This window comes from Phyllobacterium calauticae, from assembly GCF_019991125.1.
In the GTDB taxonomy this organism is placed as follows: Bacteria; Pseudomonadota; Alphaproteobacteria; order Rhizobiales; family Rhizobiaceae; genus Phyllobacterium; species Phyllobacterium calauticae.
This window is the reverse complement of record NZ_JAGENB010000001.1, coordinates 680719-697472: the sequence shown is the minus strand read 5'-3', so window position 1 is coordinate 697472 and position 16754 is coordinate 680719. Positions and strand designations below refer to the sequence as shown.

Sequence of the window (16754 nt, the reverse complement as noted above, 5' to 3'; positions counted from 1 at the left end):
GGCGATATGGGGAACGCCGGAAACCCGTTCTGCCCGCTCCCGAGGCAGGATGGTCTGCGATTCTTTCGCCACGTTATTTTTATGATGCATCTTCAACGCTTTGCAGACCAGCCAAAATGCGGCAAGATACCGCAATAGAGCTGTTGGCGTGGTTCAGGGGGGATGGCAGATGACAGTACTCATAACCGGGGGTGCGGGCTATATCGGCAGTCACATGGTCTGGGAATTGCTCGATTCCGGTGAATCCGTCGTGGTCATCGATCGCCTCTCCACCGGGTTTGAATGGGCGGTCCCTGCGGAGGCCAAGCTTATCATTGGCGACATTGCCGACCAGCATCTCGTGCGCGATACGATCGAACGCAACTATGTCGACGCGGTCATCCATTTCGCCGGTTCCGTCGTGGTGCCCGATTCCGTTCGGGATCCGCTGGCCTACTACGAAAACAACACCTCGAAATCCCGCACCTTGATTGAAGCGGTGGTCAAGTCCAACGTGAAAAACTTCATCTTTTCGTCGACGGCTGCTGTGTACGGCGATGGGGGGCTGGAGCCCGTTACCGAAGAGACGCCGCTGCTGCCGCAATCGCCCTATGGCGTTTCCAAGCTGATGACGGAATGGATGCTGCGCGACACGGCGGCGGCACATGATTTCCGTTATACGGCGCTGCGCTATTTCAATGTGGCCGGGGCCGATCCGAAGGGCCGTTCCGGCCAGTCGACGCGCGGCGCGACTCATCTGATCAAGGTTGCCTGTGAAACGGCATTGGGAAAACGGCCTTACATGGAAATTTACGGTCACGACTTTCCGACGCCGGATGGCACCTGCGTGCGTGACTATATTCACGTCAGTGACCTCGTTGCCGCCCATCGGCTGGCATTGGACCGGCTTCGCACCGGGGCCAGCAGCATCGTTGCCAATTGCGGCTATGGCCGAGGATATTCGGTGCGCGACGTGATTGAAAGTGTCGAGCGCGTTCATGGGAGACCGATTGACGCGCGCCTGACGGATCGGCGGGCGGGCGATGCCGCATCCGTTGTGGCCAATAGCGCACGGGCGCGAAAGGACCTGGGCTGGGAACCCGGTTTTGACAATCTTGATGTGATCGTCGAAACGGCGCTGGCGTGGGAAAAGGGTCTTGCCAGCCGCAATTCAGGGCGCTGACTGTCCTGTTTGCGCAGCGCCGCTGCGCGGGATGCCGTACTTTCGGTCGTTGAATCGACCATGCGGCGGAGAGACACATTGTTTTAACATGCGTCATCCTAGAAAAGGGGAACCTTCTTCGCTGGGAAGGTGTTTAGTTCAGGACCTTGAAGACCACGAAGTAGAGTTGGAGTAATGCGATGGACGGCGCCAACCGGACCAACGAAAAACAGCTATCCAGGATTATGCGACGACAAATTTCCCAGTCGTCCTACCGGACCGCTATACGCGCCGCCGGTATCTACAAGGTTGATGATACCGTGCCGGAGAGCCTGCTCGACCAGCTCCGCCGCCTGGACGAGGCCGAATACAAGCAGGCAAAATAGACAGCCCCCCAACGGGTATATGGGCGTCCCCGATTAAAATCAGCATCACTGCCAAAGCGGATCAAAGAGGTGGACGCGAATCCACCTCCCGAGATTGCGTTGCGTCAGGCAGCCAGAGCCAGATGACTGGTCTGTTCCTGAGCCGTGGCGATTGCCTTGGCTTCGGCTTCAGGTCCCATGCCAACACCTTCGATGCGAATGACTTCGACGTCGGTCATGCCGAGGAAGCCAAGCACGGACTTGAGGTAAGGTGTCGCGTGATCCAATGCGGATGCTGGGCCAGCGGAGTAAATTCCGCCCGATGCGATCACCAGATAGACCTTCTTGCCAGTGACAAGACCTTTGGGACCATCTTCACCGTAGCTGAAGGTTTTGCCGGCGCGGGCGATGTGGTCGATCCATGATTTCAGCGTTGAAGAAATGCTGAAATTGATGAATCCCGTCGAGATGACGATGCTGTCGGCGGCAAAGAGTTCATCGACTGCCTGATCCGAAACCGAGACAACCCGCTGCTGTTCGGCGGTGCGTGCCTCCACGGGGGTGTAAATGCCGGCCGTGTAGTCGGCATTGATGTGCGGCAGCGGGTGGCTGGCAAGGTCGCGTGTGACGATCGTGCTGCCCGGTGTTGCCTGCTGCAGCTTACGCGCAAACTCCGTGGCGACCTGTGTCGAGTGGGAAGCCGCGCCGCGTGGGCTCGAGGTAATGAGAAGTATGGACGACATGGTTTTGGTACCTTCCAAAAAGGACAATGAATTGATGCCCGTAATTTGGTGCTCGACATCCATTTAGAAAACTGGGAAAATATCTATCAAACCCATCTATGGATTAGATAGATCATGCAGCCAAATCCGACTCTCGATCAGCTCCAGGTCTTCCTTGCCGTTGCCGATACCGGCAGTTTTTCCGCCGCTGCGCGCCATCTCAACCGGTCTCAGTCGGTTATCAGCTATACGATTGCCAATCTGGAATCGCAGCTGGAGCTGCAGCTGTTTTCCCGCGGTGGAACCCGCGAACCGCGTCTGACGGAGGCGGGTGTCGCCATGCTGGAGGACGCCCGGCGGATGGCATCGGCGCTGCAGGGACTGCGGGCGCGTGCCGAGGGTCTCAAGGCGGGGCTGGAGGCGGAGATAGCGATTGTCGTCGATGTGTCCGTGCCGTCGCCGGTGCTCATATCCGTGCTGAAAGCCTTCCAGGAACAATTCCCGACCGTGAGCCTGCGGCTGCATGTCGGGGCGCTCGGCATGGTATGGGATCTCGTGCAAAAACGGCAGGCGGATATCGGCATTGGCGGGCCGCCGGTCCAGGCCAGCGATGATCTCACGACGATCCGGGTTGGTGAGATGACCATGACACCCGCTGCCGCGCCGGATCATCCCCTGGCCCTGTACAAGGGGCCGGTGCCGCTCTCCTTCATCCGCGATCATGTCCAGCTTGTGGTGACTGACCTTTCCGAACAGACCAAGGGCCGGAACTTTGGCGTTTTCGCATATCGGACGTGGCGGCTGACCGATGTGGGTATCAAGCATGAGCTGATGGTCGCCGGATTGGGCTGGGGCGGCCTGCCCAAGTGGATGATAAAGGACGACGTTGCCGAAGGCCGGTTGGTGGAACTCGACCTTGAACCCTATCCGGAGAGCCACTACTCGCTCTTTGCCCTCCACATGGCCGACCATCCCCTTGGACCCGCCGCAAAATGGTGGGTCGAGCGATTCGCGCGGGAAATGGCCGCATGCGCTTACTGACCGGGGAAATCAGCTGTTCTTGCCGATGCGTCCCAGATGCGTGTCCTGAAATGCGCTGAAGAATTTCAGGCCGTATCCAAGCGCCCGATCGATGGCGATGTGAAAAATCCATATCAGGCCGATCGACAGGGCAAGCTTGGAGCCTGACCACCAGCCTAGGGCAAACAGGATGATCGGCACGACGTAGAGATGCGCCGCATTGTAGCATATCGCGCCGATTTTCGGGCTCTTGAGATAGCCGAGCATCGAGATGTCGGGAACAAGCAGCAGGACCATGAACAGCCACCAGCTTGAGCCGAACAGGGCATAACCGGCGATGGCAAGTATCGCCACCATTGTTGCTTCAGCGCGCAGCAGGATGGACATGATGGGCAAACAAACTCCGTTGCAAGGCGTCAATCTATAGGCCGATTTTTGCTCGCGGCAACCCAGGCGTCATGTTGAAAATGTTATGTACAGATTCCGAGACAAGCATGTTCGCCGGAGCTAAAATTGGCGCTGCAGCTGTTTCTCATATATTCGATGGATGCCGTCATATGTCATGTCCAAAGTTTCAACCCGGTCCACTTTCATTTGAGTTCGCATAAAATGCCCATACCCATCCTGATGTACCATCAGATCGACAAACCGGCAGGGCGCGGCAGTCCGTTCCGCTATCTGACCGTCGATCCGGCCAACTTCCATCGCCAGATGAAATGGCTCAAGCGCATGGGATATGCCGGATTGTCGATGCGGGATTTGCAGCCCTATCTGGCGGGCCAAAAGACCGGCAAGGTGGTGGGTATCACCTTTGACGACGGATTCCGCAACGTCATGACACATGCGCTGCCGGTGCTGGATGCGCTTGGCTTTACCGCCACGAATTATTTTGTCAGCCGGCAGATCGGCGGCTCCAACATATGGGATGCCGACGTCGGCGTCCCCCATTCGCCCTGCATGTCCCGCGCGGAAATGCTGGAATGGGCGGCGTTGGGGCATGAAGTCGGTGCGCACACGCTCGATCATGTGCACTTGACCGAGGTCAGCCCGGACGAGGCGCGGCGTCAGATTGCCGATGTGCGCCGTGAACTCGAAGATATGCTGGGCAGCGTGGTGGATGCCTTTTGCTATCCCTATGGCGATTTTGCCGGGGAGGTCAGGCAAATGGTTGAGGAGGCGGGATATACCACGGCGACCACCACCCAGCGCGGCCGGGCGACACCGCAGCATGATATGCTGCTCCTGCCCCGCAAGATCGTTCGGCGGACCGATGGCTGGCTCAACGTCCTGCGCAAATCCGTCACCGGTTGATGATGGGAAATCCTGTGTCCGCAGAAACGGTGAGGGAACGCAGCATCTGCGTCGGGACCATCACACGCAATCGGCCGATGATGCTGAAGAGCCTCTTCGAATCCTATGCACGGATGCAGGTTCCGGCGGGTACCATCATCCGTTTTGTCGTGGTCGAGAACAATGACCAGCCAACCCTTTCCGACGTGGTGGAAACGTTCCGGGCACTGCTGCCGCAGTCCACCGTTCAGTACGAAGTTGAGCCGCGTCTCGGCATTGCCTTTGCCCGCAATCGGGTTCTGGACTGTGCGCTCGATGCCGGCGATGACCTTTTGACCTTTGCCGACGATGACGAAACCGTCGAACCGGACTGGCTCGTTCAGCTGCTTGCCGAGCGTGACGCCTTTGATTTTGATATTGTCGGGTCTCCGGTTCGGCTCGCGCCGCATGGTCCGGATGTGACGGTGTGGCAGAAAATGATCTGGTCCGGCATGGACCGCGCCAACCGGAACAGCGAAGCAAAGTATCTGCGCAGGCGCAATGCCGGACAGGGCGACCGGATACGGATTGCCACCGGCAGCTGGATGGGAGATCTGGCATTCTTCCGCAGAACCGGCGTGCGTTTCGACAATGCGCTTGCACTGGCCGGCGGCGAGGATTGGCGTCTTTGGGCGGACGCGCGCAGGCTCGGTGCCAAGACAGGCTGGACCCCGGCGGCCGTCGCCTATGAAACCGTACCGCAGGACCGGCTGACCTTCGCCTATCAATACCGGCGCAGCCGGGACATCAGCATCATTGAAATGGGCACCAAGCTGAACAAGCACAGGGCCGCAACGCTCCTGCGTTTGCCTGGCTCGCTCATTGGCCGCCTGCTGTCGCTTTGCCTCTACCTGATCGCCGTGCCGTTCACGCGGGGAAGAACACTGGTCAAGGCGGCAGCGCGCCTGGGCAGTATCGTCGGCGTCCTGCGGGCATGCATGGGCAGCGAATCAGCCCACTACAAGCGCGTCAGCGGAACATGACCCCTGGTCAGCGATCAGACTGTGTCGTCAAAATGATCTGTGGATAACGTGCGCACACGGGATGATCGCCCGATCATCGAAAAAACTGGTGCTGCGAGAGAGGATTGAACTCTCGACCTCTCCATTACCAATGGAGTGCTCTACCACTGAGCTACCGCAGCTTATTTGCGAACGCGGCGGACTTCTGCCATATCATTGCTCAAATCGCAAGCAAGCAATTGTAATCTCTTGGGCAAAATATCAGTATTTGCCAAAAGCCCCGTATTTACGTGGATAAAAGCCGCGTTGGGGCGCACGGATTTTGAAAGATAACTTATGACATCGCCGTCTTCGAAAAACCCGAATTCCGAGCAAACAAGCCGTGAGAAGCGGCGTTCAGAACAATTGCGGGCGAATCTGGCGCGGCGAAAACAGCAAATACGTTCCCGGCGCTCCGGGGCTGCAGATGACCGGGACGAGGGAATCACCGCTGCGGAACAGACATCCTCCGATACCCCGTCTTCGGAATCTTGACCGGTCGCGCTGCGATCGAAGCATTTCTTGAACCATTCTCTGCGATGGTTTAGATCAACCGGCTCTGCAAAGGGTCTCAACGACAGGACGGGTCTATCCCCGCGAAAGTGACACATTATGGATCGTATCAAGATTGTTGGCGGTAATAAGCTCAATGGCATCATCCCGATTTCCGGTGCCAAGAATGCGGCCCTGCCGTTGATGATCGCGTCTCTGCTGACGGATGATACGCTGACGCTCGAAAACGTGCCGCATCTGGCCGATGTGGAGCAACTGATCCGCATTCTCGGCAATCATGGCGTCGATTACTCGGTCAATGGCCGCCGCGAACGCCAGGACGGCGCCTATTCCCGCACGATCCACTTCACTGCCCGCAATATTGTCGATACGACCGCCCCCTACGAACTCGTGTCCAAGATGCGCGCCAGTTTCTGGGTGATCGGGCCGCTTCTGGCACGCATGGGCGTTGCGACCGTATCGCTGCCGGGTGGCTGCGCCATCGGCACGCGTCCGGTCGATCTGTTCATTGACGGTCTGCGGGCGCTGGGCGCCGACATCGACATTGAAAACGGTTACGTCAAGGCCAGCGCCAAGGGCGGCCTCGTCGGCACGCGCTTCACCTTCCCGAAAGTATCGGTCGGCGCCACCCATGTGCTGATGATGGCCGCGACCCTGGCCAAGGGCGAAACCGTTATCGAGAACGCCGCACAGGAACCCGAAGTCGTCAACCTCGCAGATTGCCTCAATGCCATGGGCGCCCGCGTCAGCGGTGCAGGCACGCCGACCATCACCATCGAGGGCGTGACCAGCCTCTCCGGTGCGCGGGTTCGCGTCATTCCCGACCGTATCGAGACCGGCACCTACGCCATGGCCGTTGCCATGACGGGTGGTGACGTGATCCTCGAAGGCGCCGACGCCAGCCTCCTCAGTGCGGCACTGGAGACGCTCGGACAGGCCGGTGCGGAAATTTCCGAAACAAATTCCGGTCTGCGTGTTGTGCGCAATGGCCATGGCATCATGCCGGTCGATGTGACCACCCAGCCGTTCCCGGGTTTCCCGACCGATCTGCAGGCACAGTTCATGGGCCTGATGACCAAGGCCAAGGGCACGTCCCACATCACCGAAACCATTTTCGAGAACCGCTTCATGCACGTGCAGGAACTGGCTCGCCTTGGCGCCAAAATCTCGCTTTCGGGGCAAACGGCCAAGATCGAAGGCGTGGAGCGTTTGAAGGGCGCGCCGGTCATGGCGACGGATTTGCGTGCATCGGTTTCGCTGGTTATCGCCGGTCTGGCCGCCGAAGGCGAAACGACGGTCAACCGCGTTTATCACCTTGATCGCGGCTTCGAGCGTCTGGAAGAAAAACTGTCCCGTTGCGGTGCGGTTGTCGAGCGTATCAGCGACTGATTCCCGGCTGTTTTTTCTGCTGGCGCACTTTCTCCGCGCAGCAGAATTCCATTTGCCTGAACTTTCCTCTAACAGGGAAGGGAGCATGGCGTGTTTTGCGCGCCATGGTCCTGAAAAGTTATGCAAAGGGTAGACATGGACACTCTCAAACTCATCGCGCTTGATGAGGAAGATCTGCAAATCCTTTCTGCGCATCTGCAGGATTCCGTGCTGAAAATAGCCGATATCGATTATCTGCCGGCCGAAAGCCGTCTGGTGCTGGCCGTCAACCGGTTTGTCTGGGAATTGGCCGCCGATGGCAAACGCCACCGCAGTTTTGAACGTCGGCGCACGGCGCTGCATTTCGCCCGGGTGAAAAGTCTCAAGGCAACCGGCATCGACCGCCGCTTCAAGGACGACGTGCTTTCCCTGCTGGCGATCCGCTTCATTGTTGGCGATGCGCCTTCAGGCGTGATCGAGCTGACATTTGCTGCCAACAGGGCGTTGCGGCTCGAGGTGGAAGCCATCGAGGCCCAGCTGACCGATCTCGGACCCGCATGGGAAACCGATTTCAAGCCGGAACACGAAGCCTGACAGGCAAGAGGAGCAGTTATTGTGGTTTTGGTGTTGAGGCAGTCCGATCCTGATTTTGAATCCCGGTTTTCCGCGTTTCTTCTGACCAAGCGCGAAGTATCGGAGGATGTGGATCGCGTGGTTGCCGATATTATTCATCGGGTTCGCACCGAAGGCGATGCGGCGCTTATCGAGTATTCGCAGCGTTTTGACCGTATCGACCTTGTGCAGCATGGCATTGCCATCACACCAGCCGAAATCGATGCGGCGATGGCGGTAGCGCCGCTGGAAACCGTCGAGGCGCTCAAGCTCGCCCGCAACCGAATTCATTCCCACCACCAGCGGCAGATGCCGCAGGACGACCGCTACACCGACGCACTGGGTGTGGAACTCGGGTCGCGCTGGACGGCGGTGGAATCGGTCGGGCTTTACGTGCCGGGCGGCACGGCCAGTTATCCGAGCTCGGTCCTCATGAACGCTGTCCCGGCCCAGGTTGCCGGCGTCGAGCGCATCGTCATGGTTGTGCCGTCTCCGGACGGAAAGCTCAATCCTCTGGTTCTCGTGGCCGCACGCCTTGCCGGCGTTTCCGAGATTTACCGGGTAGGCGGTGCACAGGCAATCGCCGCGCTGGCCTATGGCACGCAAACCATAGCACCGGTGTCGAAGATCGTTGGTCCGGGCAATGCCTATGTGGCCGCTGCCAAGCGCCGCGTTTTCGGCACAGTCGGCATCGATATGATCGCAGGTCCGTCGGAGGTTCTCATTCTGGCCGACAGCGACAACGACCCGGACTGGATCGCTGCCGATCTTCTGGCCCAGGCCGAGCACGATACGGCGTCGCAGTCGATCCTGATCACCGACGACGAGGCATTCGGCAATGCTGTTATCGCCGCCGTCGAGCGCCAACTGGCAAAACTACCCCGGACGGAAACGGCAAGCGCCAGCTGGCGCGATTATGGCGCGGTGATCCAGGTTCAGGATTTGCACGCTGCACTGCCGCTGGTCAACCGCATCGCGGCCGAGCATCTGGAAATCGCGACCGCTGATCCGGAAGCACTGCTGGCGGGCGTGCGCAACGCAGGGGCCATTTTCCTTGGCCGCTATACGCCCGAGGTGATCGGCGACTATGTCGGCGGCTCCAACCATGTCCTGCCGACAGCGCGGTCAGCCCGGTTCTCTTCCGGCCTTTCGGTGCTTGACTATGTCAAGCGAACGTCCATCCTGAAGCTGGGTGTGGAACAGTTGCGCGCTCTCGGGCCGGCGGCGATAGAACTCGCGCGCGCCGAAGGTCTTGATGCGCACGGCAATTCCGTCGCCATTCGGTTGAACCTATAGGGTGACAATGACAGCAACGGGCAATACCGATGCGCGATTGATCGATGTGGAGCTGGACGAGACCATCGGCCGCTCCACGCCCGATGTCGAGCATGAGCGCGCCGTTGCCATCTTTGATCTCATCGAGGAAAACAGCTTCCGTCCTGTCAATGACGAGGGGATGGGCCCCTATCGCCTGAGACTGTCACTGATCGAGTCGCGTCTCGTCTTTGCCATTTCGCGTGAGGCCGGTGACGATGTGGTCACCCATATTCTGTCGCTGACGCCATTGCGCAAGGTGGTGAAGGATTACTTCATGATCTGCGAGAGCTATTACGAGGCCATCCGCTCATCCAGTCCAAGCAAGATCGAAGCCATCGATATGGGGAGGCGGGGGCTGCACAATGAAGGATCGCAAGCGCTGATGGATCGCCTGAACGGCAAGATCGAGGTGGATTTCGATACCGCCCGCCGCCTCTTTACCCTGGTGTGTGTGCTGCATTGGCGGGGATGAGCGGACCAGTGGGCGCCGAACCCGACAAGCTCCCGGACGGGCAGGAGCCTGCCAAACGGAGCATGCCCGGTGCGGTGCTGTTCATCTGCGGTATGAACTCCATCCGTTCGCCCATTGCCGAAACGCTGGCCCGCAGCCTGCTGCCGCCCCGGGTCTATGTTGCCTCGGCCGGTGTGGAAAAGGGCGAACCGGACCCATTCGTCGATGCCGTGCTGGAAGAACTCGGGTTGAAGCGCATTTCCCTGCACCCGCGCACCTTCGAAGAGCTTGAAGACGACTATTTCGACCTGATCATCACGCTGTCGCCCAAGGCCCATCACATGGCGCTGGAGCTGACGCGAACGACATCGGTCCATGTGGAATATTGGCCGACACCCGATCCGACGCTGGTGCGCGGACGCCGTGACCAGATCATGGAGGCCTATCGCGACGTGCGCGACAACCTCAAACACCATATTCAAGCGCGTTTCGGCTAGGCAATTCGAACGTTTGTCAGCCCGTGCACAATTGCATTGAACTCCCTTGTTCACAAATGCCGCGCAATACTATAGGTTCCGCCCAAAATTGCGGTCGAGTGTGACCGCAAATTCCTTTCTGGAGATAGAACTACGCATGGCGAAAGAAGAAGTACTAGAGTTTCCCGGTCTCGTGACGGAGCTGCTGCCCAACGCGATGTTCCGGGTCAAGCTTGAAAACGATCATGAAATCATTGCTCACACGGCCGGCCGTATGCGCAAGAACCGCATCCGCGTTCTGGCGGGTGACAAGGTCCTTGTCGAGATGACCCCATACGATCTGACCAAGGGTCGCATTACCTACCGCTTCAAATAACAGTCCTCCCGGCTTCGGCCTGACTTGTCCGCAGGACACGAATTTCCAGGAATGCGTTCATGAGCGATCAACACAAACTGGTTCTGGCATCCGGCTCGCCGCGCCGTCTGGCGCTGTTGGGCCAGATCGGCCTGGAGCCCGATCGCCTGTTGCCCGCCGACGTGGATGAAACGCCTTTGCGTGCCGAGCACCCGCGTTCGCTCGCACGCCGTCTGTCGCGCCTCAAGGCCGAAAAGGTGGCAGATGAGTTGAAAGGTGACGCGGACCTTGGCAAGTCCTACATCATCGCTGCCGATACCGTAGTGGCGGTTGGCCGCCGCATTCTGCCCAAGGCTGAAATTCTCGACGACGCAACCAACTGCCTGCGCCTTTTGTCCGGCCGTTCGCACCGCGTTTTCACGGGTCTTTGCCTTGTCACGCCGAAGGGCAAGATCCGTCAGGATCTGATCGAAACCCGGGTGCGCTTCAAGCGTCTTTCGCGCGAGGAGCTGGAGAGCTATCTTGCATCGGGTGAATGGCGCGGAAAAGCCGGTGGCTACGCCATTCAGGGGCTTGCGGGCGGTTTTGTGGTCAAGCTTGTCGGCTCCTACAGCAATGTGGTCGGCCTGCCGCTTTACGAGACAGCCGGTCTCCTGCATGGCGAGGGTTATCCCGTCTATGCCAACTGGCAATCATCGGCACACTAGGTCTTGGACTGATGGACGAAAACAACAGCGCGGCGAAGGTAACGCCATTGCGGCCGACACGGCCATGCCCGGAATGCAAGCGGCCGTCACAGCGGGAGCACTATCCCTTCTGCTCGAGCCGCTGCCGCAATGTCGATCTCAATCGCTGGCTGACGGGTGCCTATGTTCTTCCAGCGGTTGAAAGCGCCGACGACAGCGAAGACGACACCGAACGCTGAACGCACCGCCGTGAAACGTTTCAGAGCTTGATCACACGCGGTGTGGCGGGCTGTGCCAGCACGATATTGATCGCTCGCAGTACGTGGATGCTGTCGCTCAGGGGCATGGTCCTTGCGCTTGTTTCACCCTTGCGCATGGCGTCCATCACCGCCATGGCTTCAAACTGCCGGCCGTTGCCTTCAAACGGATAGTCTTCGCTCCTGCGCCCGGGGACCAGCAGGCGATCAAGCAGCCTGCCAAGCAGGCCTCCCGACCGTTTCAGCGGGCCGAAGGGTGTCGCAACCAGGAAGGGCCGGTACATCGTCAGCCGCTGCGCCTTGTCAAATGGGGCATCCAGCCGCAGCGTGCCCTGCGTTCCCTCGATGACGCAATGATTCGCGCCGTCGCGATCAAAACCACAGGACAGGATCGCGTCGGCCCCATCATAGTGCAGCGCTATTTCCGAGCTCATATCCACGCCATTCGGCGCGGCGTGCCACAGGCCGGATACTTTTTGCGGCTGGCCGAGAAAATGCATCGCCAGGGAGACGCCGTGGATGCCGAGGTCAAGCGTGGCACCGCCGCCGAGGGACCGGTTGAACAGCCGGTTTTCCGGGGTGTAATCCTCGGCATGGGCGAGTTCCGCGGTGATTCGGCGAATCGTTCCGATCTCGCCCGCATTGATTTTCGCTTTGGCCGCCACGACAGCCGGCAGGAAGCGGGTCTCCATGGCTTCCATGGCAAAGACCTTGATCCGGGCTGCTTCGCGCTGGATGACCGAGGCTTCCGTGTGGGATGGCGCAATGGGCTTTTCCGTGAGGATGGCCTTGCCCGAGCGCACGGCCTTCAGGGCCTGCGCCAGATGGATGGAATTGGGTGTTGCGATATAGACGGCATCGACGGCCGGGTCCGCCAGCAGGGAATCAAGGTCGCCAAAGGCGCGCTTGCTGCCAAATGCATCGCGGAACTGCTCGGCATTGGCGAGCGAGCGGGAATAATTGGCGGCGATGAAAGCCTGCGGAACAAACGCAAGATCGGCGGCAAATCGCTGAGCGATCTCGCCGCTGCCGATGATTCCCCAGCCAAAAGCACTGCTCCTGGCAGCTTTGTCCCCCGTTTCATCCATGAAATGCGAATCCTGTCTCTTTGGATAATAAACAACGCATCAATGCATGCTGTTTGCAAGAGGCAGAAAAACGGCAAAAAATTCGTCAGTTGATGCTGGACAGGGGGATTTTTAGTGTTATAACCCACCCGCTTCTGACGGAAAACCAACGCTGTCAGAAAGGCTTGCCGGATAACGGAAATGCCTGAAGTGCCCAGATAGCTCAGTTGGTAGAGCAGCGGATTGAAAATCCGCGTGTCCGTGGTTCGAATCCGCGTCTGGGCACCACTTCTTTCTCAATAAGATCAATAGTTTGCTTGATAGCCACGTCGGACGTCAGCCGATTTCATATTGCGTCGTGGTGCAGCAGGCATGAGGGCCATAGAAAGCAATCACTTATATGATCGGCCTTCGCTTATACCGTAATGCAAGTAATGTTCACGTGGATTCACCGCGGCAGCAGCGACGTCCTGATTGAGTTCCAGATACCTGTTATCTTCGAAGTCACGCGGCAGCCTTTGGCTGTTCAAAACAGTTGGCCATTCCATCATTTCGTTTTCGTGCGGTGATCCGAGGATTGGCGATACCTGCAAACCATGACGCCATTGTATGAAATTAAAGGAGAGCTGGTCGCGTTTGGAGAACTTCAGCACTTCCTCATACCACGCATTCATTGCTGCAACGACCCGCCGCTCATTGTGCTTGCGCAGCAGGAGCGTTCCGACATTCAAGCCATTGGTCTGCGGATAACCTAGCTCTCGATAGAATGCCATTTGCTGTTCGACGATAGATTTTCTGTCATATCCGATATCAGCGACAACCCTGGCCTCCTCGTAGGCACAATCTCTCTCGGGATGAACAAACGCCTGCATCATATCTCTCGAGGCCGCAAACGCATCGAATATGGCCGATACCGGCTTTTTCAGTTTCACCGTATTGTCGAGATAGAGACTGTATTTGTGGTCGGGGAAATACAGATGCGGTCGAATTTTATAGCCTTTGGATGTCCTGTGCGGATCGAGCGATGAGGCGGGCACGTGAATAACCCGCCAAAAATCTGAGGACAGTTTCGGATCATCTGTAAAGCAGACGAAATCTGTATTCTCTGGCCGGTCGTACTCAAAATCTGCGAAACGTTCGGAATACCCAAAAAGGCAAGTATAGACAACGCGCCGCTTATTTTCACGTCGAACTGCACGGAGAAATACTATTCGAAGCTTCGAGAGTGACACCATAATCGTCACTAAATCAGCGGTTGTAAAAAGGCAATACACTCACAGGTCCGCCGCCGCGATTGCGTGGTTTGCGGGAAGGGCGCGTGTCCCTGTGGATTGTCTCTGGTTTAAAATTGATTCACTACGTATATCGATTTTCCTGTCGTTTCCGTTCAGAAGGTGACTTATATCATTCAAGCGCCTATTTTCTCTGATGAGAATGGCGCTGGCATTGGCCAGGGAAGTGAATTTTGCTGGTGGGGCAATCCTGGATGATTGCAAATCGGGACAACCGTTTGAGATGATGTATCGGAGTATAAGGCAATTTGCCGCCGCACTGGCGTGCGCTGGTCTTGTGACCGCCACTGCCCACAGTGCCTTTGCGGCAGATTCTGACCCGATTGCCAGTGACGGCAAGCCCGTCAATCCGGCGCGCTGGATCGTGACGGTTGGCGCCAGCGTCGAATATGGCAGCAAGTTTGAAGGTGCGCGCGCCAACGGCTTCGGTTTCATGCCGTCCTTCGATATCCGGCGTGGCGATGAGCCCGAGGGCATGAGTGCGCCCGACGACAATATCGACTATACGCTGCTGACCCTCGGCGGGCTGGAGATCGGCCCCGTCATCGGTTTCCGGTCCGGCCGTTCCCATTCGGATGACCGGGGCTTTGTCGGCCTGCGCCATGTGTCATGGACCGTGGATGGCGGCGTGTTCGCGCAGTTCTGGCCGATCCAGGATCGTTTGCGCGTGCGCGCCGAGGTGAGGCAGGCTTTCAATAATTCTGAGGGGCTCGTCGCCGATCTCTCGGCCGACGTATTCCAGCGCTATAATAAATTTCTGTTCTCTGTCGGCCCCCGCCTGTCGCTTGCCGACAGCACCTATATGCGCAACACCTTCGGTGTGACGGAAGAGGAATCCCACAACAACCACCGCGTCGAGCCGTACACGCCCGGTGGCGGGGTCAAATCATACGGGATTGTCGCCGCCACCACCTACTCATTCTCGGATGCGTGGAGCGTTCAGGTGTTCGGCCGGTATGACCGGCTGGCGGGCGATGCGGAGGATAGTCCGATTGTGCCGAAACTCGGGTCCAAGGACCAGAAGGCAATCGGCGTGACCTGGAATTACTCATTCGGCGTCGGTCACTGAAGCAGGCCGATAACGGCCTGCTCGATTAAGTCCACATAAATGCAGCTGTTGAAAGGCTCAGTCGCAGGCCTGCCACGCGACGCGGCGGATGTCCGAGCGGGCGATGCCCAGGTCGGCGAGATTGCGATCGGTGCACAATCTCAATTCATACAGGTTCTGACGATACTGGCGCCACTTCTGGATATGGTTGCGAAGGCTCATTTGGTATTCCCCTTATTTTTGACCAACCTCCCAAGGAAATAGTGCGACGCGTTCGGCCACATGAAAATTGCTAATGTTGCATGGCAGCAATGAGCATGCTGCATAGCAATATAACCGGCAATCCGAACCCCCTTTTGAATTTTCTGCAGGCGGCGTTATAGACGATGCAGTTCATGTGTGAGGGGAGGATGCCTTTGTCTCAATCGGTCGGATCAGTGCGTGATAAACTGGAGCAAAGCCTTGCAGCCATCGCTGCTGGAGACGGGCATGCCTTCGTCAAGCTCTATGCCGCCACCGCACGGGCGGAGGCGGATGCCTCGGACCGACGGATGCGCGAAGGGACCAGCCTTGGCGGCCTCGATGGCCGGATCGTTTCGATCAAGGATCTGTTCGATGTGGCTGGCGAACCAACCCTGGCTGGCTCGCGCATGCGCCAGAGTGCGCCTGCCCCGGCCAGGGATGCGGTGATCGTCGAGCGTTTGCGGCGCTCCGGCGCCGTTATTGTCGGCAAAACCATCATGACCGAGTTTGCCTTCACCGCCGTTGGCCTCAATCCGCACTATCCCATCGCCGGAAATGCCCGCGACAGCAGCCGCATTGCCGGCGGATCGTCAACCGGCGCCGGGATTTCTGTCGCCGATGGCACGAGCGAGATTTCCATAGGGTCGGACACGGGCGGGTCCATCCGCATTCCCGCCGCGCTCAATGGTGTTGCCGGTTTCAAGCCCACGGCAAAGCGCATTCCCCTGCAGGGTGCGTTTCCGCTGTCGCCAAGTCTTGACTCCGTTGGTCCGTTGGCGCGCTCGGTCGCCGATTGCGCCGTGGCGGATGCGGTGATGGCGGGCGAGGCCCCGGATGTCCCTGAACCGCTGTCCCTGACCGGCCTGCGCATCGGCCTGCCGCAGGGGGTGGTTCTCTCTGCACTGGAACCGGTTATCGCTCGGGCATTCGAGGAAAGCCTGCTTCTATGCGAAAAAGCCGGAGCGATCCTGGTGGAATGCACGCTGGATGAACTGGTCGATGAAATGGCTGAAGCGACGTCGGTCGGCTCCATTGCCGGGATCGAAGGCAGCCGGGTTCATGCGGACTGGCTGAATGAGACGGGGCTTGATGTGGATCAGCGCGTCCAGAAAACCTTGCGGCGACGCTTGAGTGTTGCGGAAGCCGACTACATCGGCGTGATGCAAAAGCGGCAGGCGCTGGTGCGAAAAATGGACCGGTATATTGCCGCCTATGATGTCCTGGCTCTGCCGACGGTGCCGATGACGGCTCCGCTGATCGCCGACGTAAGCGAGAACGAGGAATTCTACAAACGGACGGAAGGCCTCTTGTTACGCAACCCGCAGATTGCCAACCAGTTCGATTTGACCGCGATCAGCATTCCCATGCCGGGCCTGGCATTGCCCGGGGGGCTGATGCTGTTTGCCCGGCATGGCGCGGATCGTCGCCTGTTGTCGATGGCCATGTCCGTGGAACGATTGTTCGGCTAGGCCCGCCCGGAGAAATTTGCAC

The 16754-nt window shown here is 58.6% G+C and carries 20 protein-coding genes and 2 tRNA genes; 16 read left to right on the top strand and 6 right to left on the bottom strand.

What is annotated here, in order from left to right; genetic code table 11:
* Positions 1-169: 169 nt before the first annotated feature.
* Together galE and J1W56_RS03595 are read left to right on the top strand one after the other, a co-directional pair.
* Positions 170-1162 (top strand): UDP-glucose 4-epimerase GalE, encoded by a 993-nt coding sequence (galE, locus tag J1W56_RS03600; RefSeq protein ID WP_223611841.1) that lies wholly within the window; start codon positions 170-172, stop codon positions 1160-1162.
* Positions 1163-1341: 179 nt separating this feature from the next.
* A complete protein-coding gene (locus J1W56_RS03595) occupies positions 1342-1527 on the top strand; it encodes a hypothetical protein (protein WP_223611840.1) in 186 nt (61 codons plus the stop codon).
* A 104-nt stretch (positions 1528-1631) separates the two neighbouring features.
* Here J1W56_RS03595 and J1W56_RS03590 read toward each other — a convergent pair whose 3' ends face one another.
* The gene (locus J1W56_RS03590; protein WP_223611838.1) at positions 1632-2249 is read right to left on the bottom strand and encodes an FMN-dependent NADH-azoreductase; all 618 of its coding nucleotides are present in this window, start codon (positions 2247-2249) and stop codon (positions 1632-1634) included.
* Positions 2250-2363: 114 nt separating this feature from the next.
* Here J1W56_RS03590 and J1W56_RS03585 point away from each other — a divergent pair, with 114 nt between their 5' ends.
* Positions 2364-3269: a LysR family transcriptional regulator gene (locus tag J1W56_RS03585; protein ID WP_223611836.1), complete on the top strand. Its 906-nt coding sequence runs from the start codon at positions 2364-2366 to the stop codon at positions 3267-3269.
* Between the two features lie 9 nt (positions 3270-3278).
* Here the strand turns inward: J1W56_RS03585 and J1W56_RS03580 are convergent, their stop codons facing one another.
* On the bottom strand, positions 3279-3635 hold the full coding sequence (locus J1W56_RS03580; RefSeq protein WP_223611834.1) for a DUF4260 domain-containing protein: 357 nt from the start codon (positions 3633-3635) through the stop codon (positions 3279-3281).
* Between the two features lie 222 nt (positions 3636-3857).
* Here J1W56_RS03580 and J1W56_RS03575 point away from each other — a divergent pair, with 222 nt between their 5' ends.
* A complete protein-coding gene (locus J1W56_RS03575) occupies positions 3858-4559 on the top strand; it encodes a polysaccharide deacetylase family protein (protein ID WP_223611833.1) in 702 nt (233 codons plus the stop codon).
* Between the two features lie 14 nt (positions 4560-4573).
* Positions 4574-5560 (top strand): glycosyltransferase, encoded by a 987-nt coding sequence (locus J1W56_RS03570; RefSeq protein WP_223611831.1) that lies wholly within the window; start codon positions 4574-4576, stop codon positions 5558-5560.
* An 86-nt stretch (positions 5561-5646) separates the two neighbouring features.
* Here J1W56_RS03570 and J1W56_RS03565 read toward each other — a convergent pair.
* Positions 5647-5721, bottom strand: a tRNA-Thr gene (locus J1W56_RS03565).
* 469 nt (positions 5722-6190) lie between these two features.
* On the opposite strand from J1W56_RS03565, the gene murA reads away from it, so the two are divergent.
* The 8 genes from murA (at position 6191) to yacG (ending at position 11595) form a co-directional block, all read left to right on the top strand.
* Positions 6191-7480: a UDP-N-acetylglucosamine 1-carboxyvinyltransferase gene (gene murA / locus J1W56_RS03555; protein WP_223611827.1), complete on the top strand. Its 1290-nt coding sequence runs from the start codon at positions 6191-6193 to the stop codon at positions 7478-7480.
* A 135-nt stretch (positions 7481-7615) separates the two neighbouring features.
* Positions 7616-8053 carry a DUF2948 family protein gene (locus J1W56_RS03550; RefSeq protein WP_223611825.1) on the top strand — a complete coding sequence of 146 codons (438 nt, stop codon included), beginning with the start codon at positions 7616-7618 and terminating at the stop codon, positions 8051-8053.
* A gap of 21 nt (positions 8054-8074) precedes the next feature.
* On the top strand, positions 8075-9367 hold the full coding sequence (gene hisD / locus J1W56_RS03545; RefSeq protein WP_223611823.1) for a histidinol dehydrogenase: 1293 nt from the start codon (positions 8075-8077) through the stop codon (positions 9365-9367).
* A 7-nt stretch (positions 9368-9374) separates the two neighbouring features.
* On the top strand, positions 9375-9860 hold the full coding sequence (locus J1W56_RS03540) for a UPF0262 family protein (RefSeq protein WP_223611821.1): 486 nt from the start codon (positions 9375-9377) through the stop codon (positions 9858-9860).
* A complete protein-coding gene (locus J1W56_RS03535; RefSeq protein ID WP_223611819.1) occupies positions 9857-10336 on the top strand; it encodes an arsenate-mycothiol transferase ArsC in 480 nt (159 codons plus the stop codon). The genes J1W56_RS03540 and J1W56_RS03535 overlap by 4 nt, the downstream gene beginning before the upstream one ends.
* A 136-nt stretch (positions 10337-10472) precedes the next feature.
* Positions 10473-10691 carry a translation initiation factor IF-1 gene (infA, locus tag J1W56_RS03530; RefSeq protein WP_008122731.1) on the top strand — a complete coding sequence of 73 codons (219 nt, stop codon included), beginning with the start codon at positions 10473-10475 and terminating at the stop codon, positions 10689-10691.
* A gap of 59 nt (positions 10692-10750) precedes the next feature.
* Positions 10751-11377, top strand: a complete 627-nt coding sequence (locus J1W56_RS03525) for a Maf-like protein (RefSeq protein ID WP_223611818.1) — start codon at positions 10751-10753, stop codon at positions 11375-11377.
* Between the two features lie 11 nt (positions 11378-11388).
* Positions 11389-11595, top strand: a complete 207-nt coding sequence (gene yacG, locus J1W56_RS03520) for a DNA gyrase inhibitor YacG (RefSeq protein ID WP_374042664.1) — start codon at positions 11389-11391, stop codon at positions 11593-11595.
* 20 nt (positions 11596-11615) lie between these two features.
* On the opposite strand, the gene J1W56_RS03515 is transcribed toward yacG, so the two are convergent.
* Positions 11616-12701, bottom strand: a complete 1086-nt coding sequence (locus J1W56_RS03515; RefSeq protein WP_223611817.1) for a Gfo/Idh/MocA family protein — start codon at positions 12699-12701, stop codon at positions 11616-11618.
* 191 nt (positions 12702-12892) lie between these two features.
* Here J1W56_RS03515 and J1W56_RS03510 point away from each other — a divergent pair.
* Positions 12893-12968, top strand: a tRNA-Phe gene (locus tag J1W56_RS03510).
* 104 nt (positions 12969-13072) lie between these two features.
* Here J1W56_RS03510 and J1W56_RS03505 read toward each other — a convergent pair.
* Complete coding sequence (locus tag J1W56_RS03505; protein ID WP_223611815.1) at positions 13073-13915, bottom strand: glycosyltransferase domain-containing protein; 843 nt, start codon at positions 13913-13915, stop codon at positions 13073-13075.
* 334 nt (positions 13916-14249) lie between these two features.
* Between J1W56_RS03505 and J1W56_RS03500 the strand changes: the two genes are divergently transcribed.
* On the top strand, positions 14250-15041 hold the full coding sequence (locus J1W56_RS03500; RefSeq protein WP_223611814.1) for a MipA/OmpV family protein: 792 nt from the start codon (positions 14250-14252) through the stop codon (positions 15039-15041).
* 57 nt (positions 15042-15098) lie between these two features.
* Here the strand turns inward: J1W56_RS03500 and J1W56_RS03495 are convergent, their stop codons facing one another.
* On the bottom strand, positions 15099-15242 hold the full coding sequence (locus tag J1W56_RS03495) for a DUF1127 domain-containing protein (protein WP_223611812.1): 144 nt from the start codon (positions 15240-15242) through the stop codon (positions 15099-15101).
* A gap of 188 nt (positions 15243-15430) precedes the next feature.
* On the opposite strand from J1W56_RS03495, the gene J1W56_RS03490 reads away from it, so the two are divergent.
* A complete protein-coding gene (locus J1W56_RS03490) occupies positions 15431-16732 on the top strand; it encodes an amidase (RefSeq protein WP_223611810.1) in 1302 nt (433 codons plus the stop codon).
* The last annotated feature ends 22 nt before the right edge of the window (positions 16733-16754 follow it).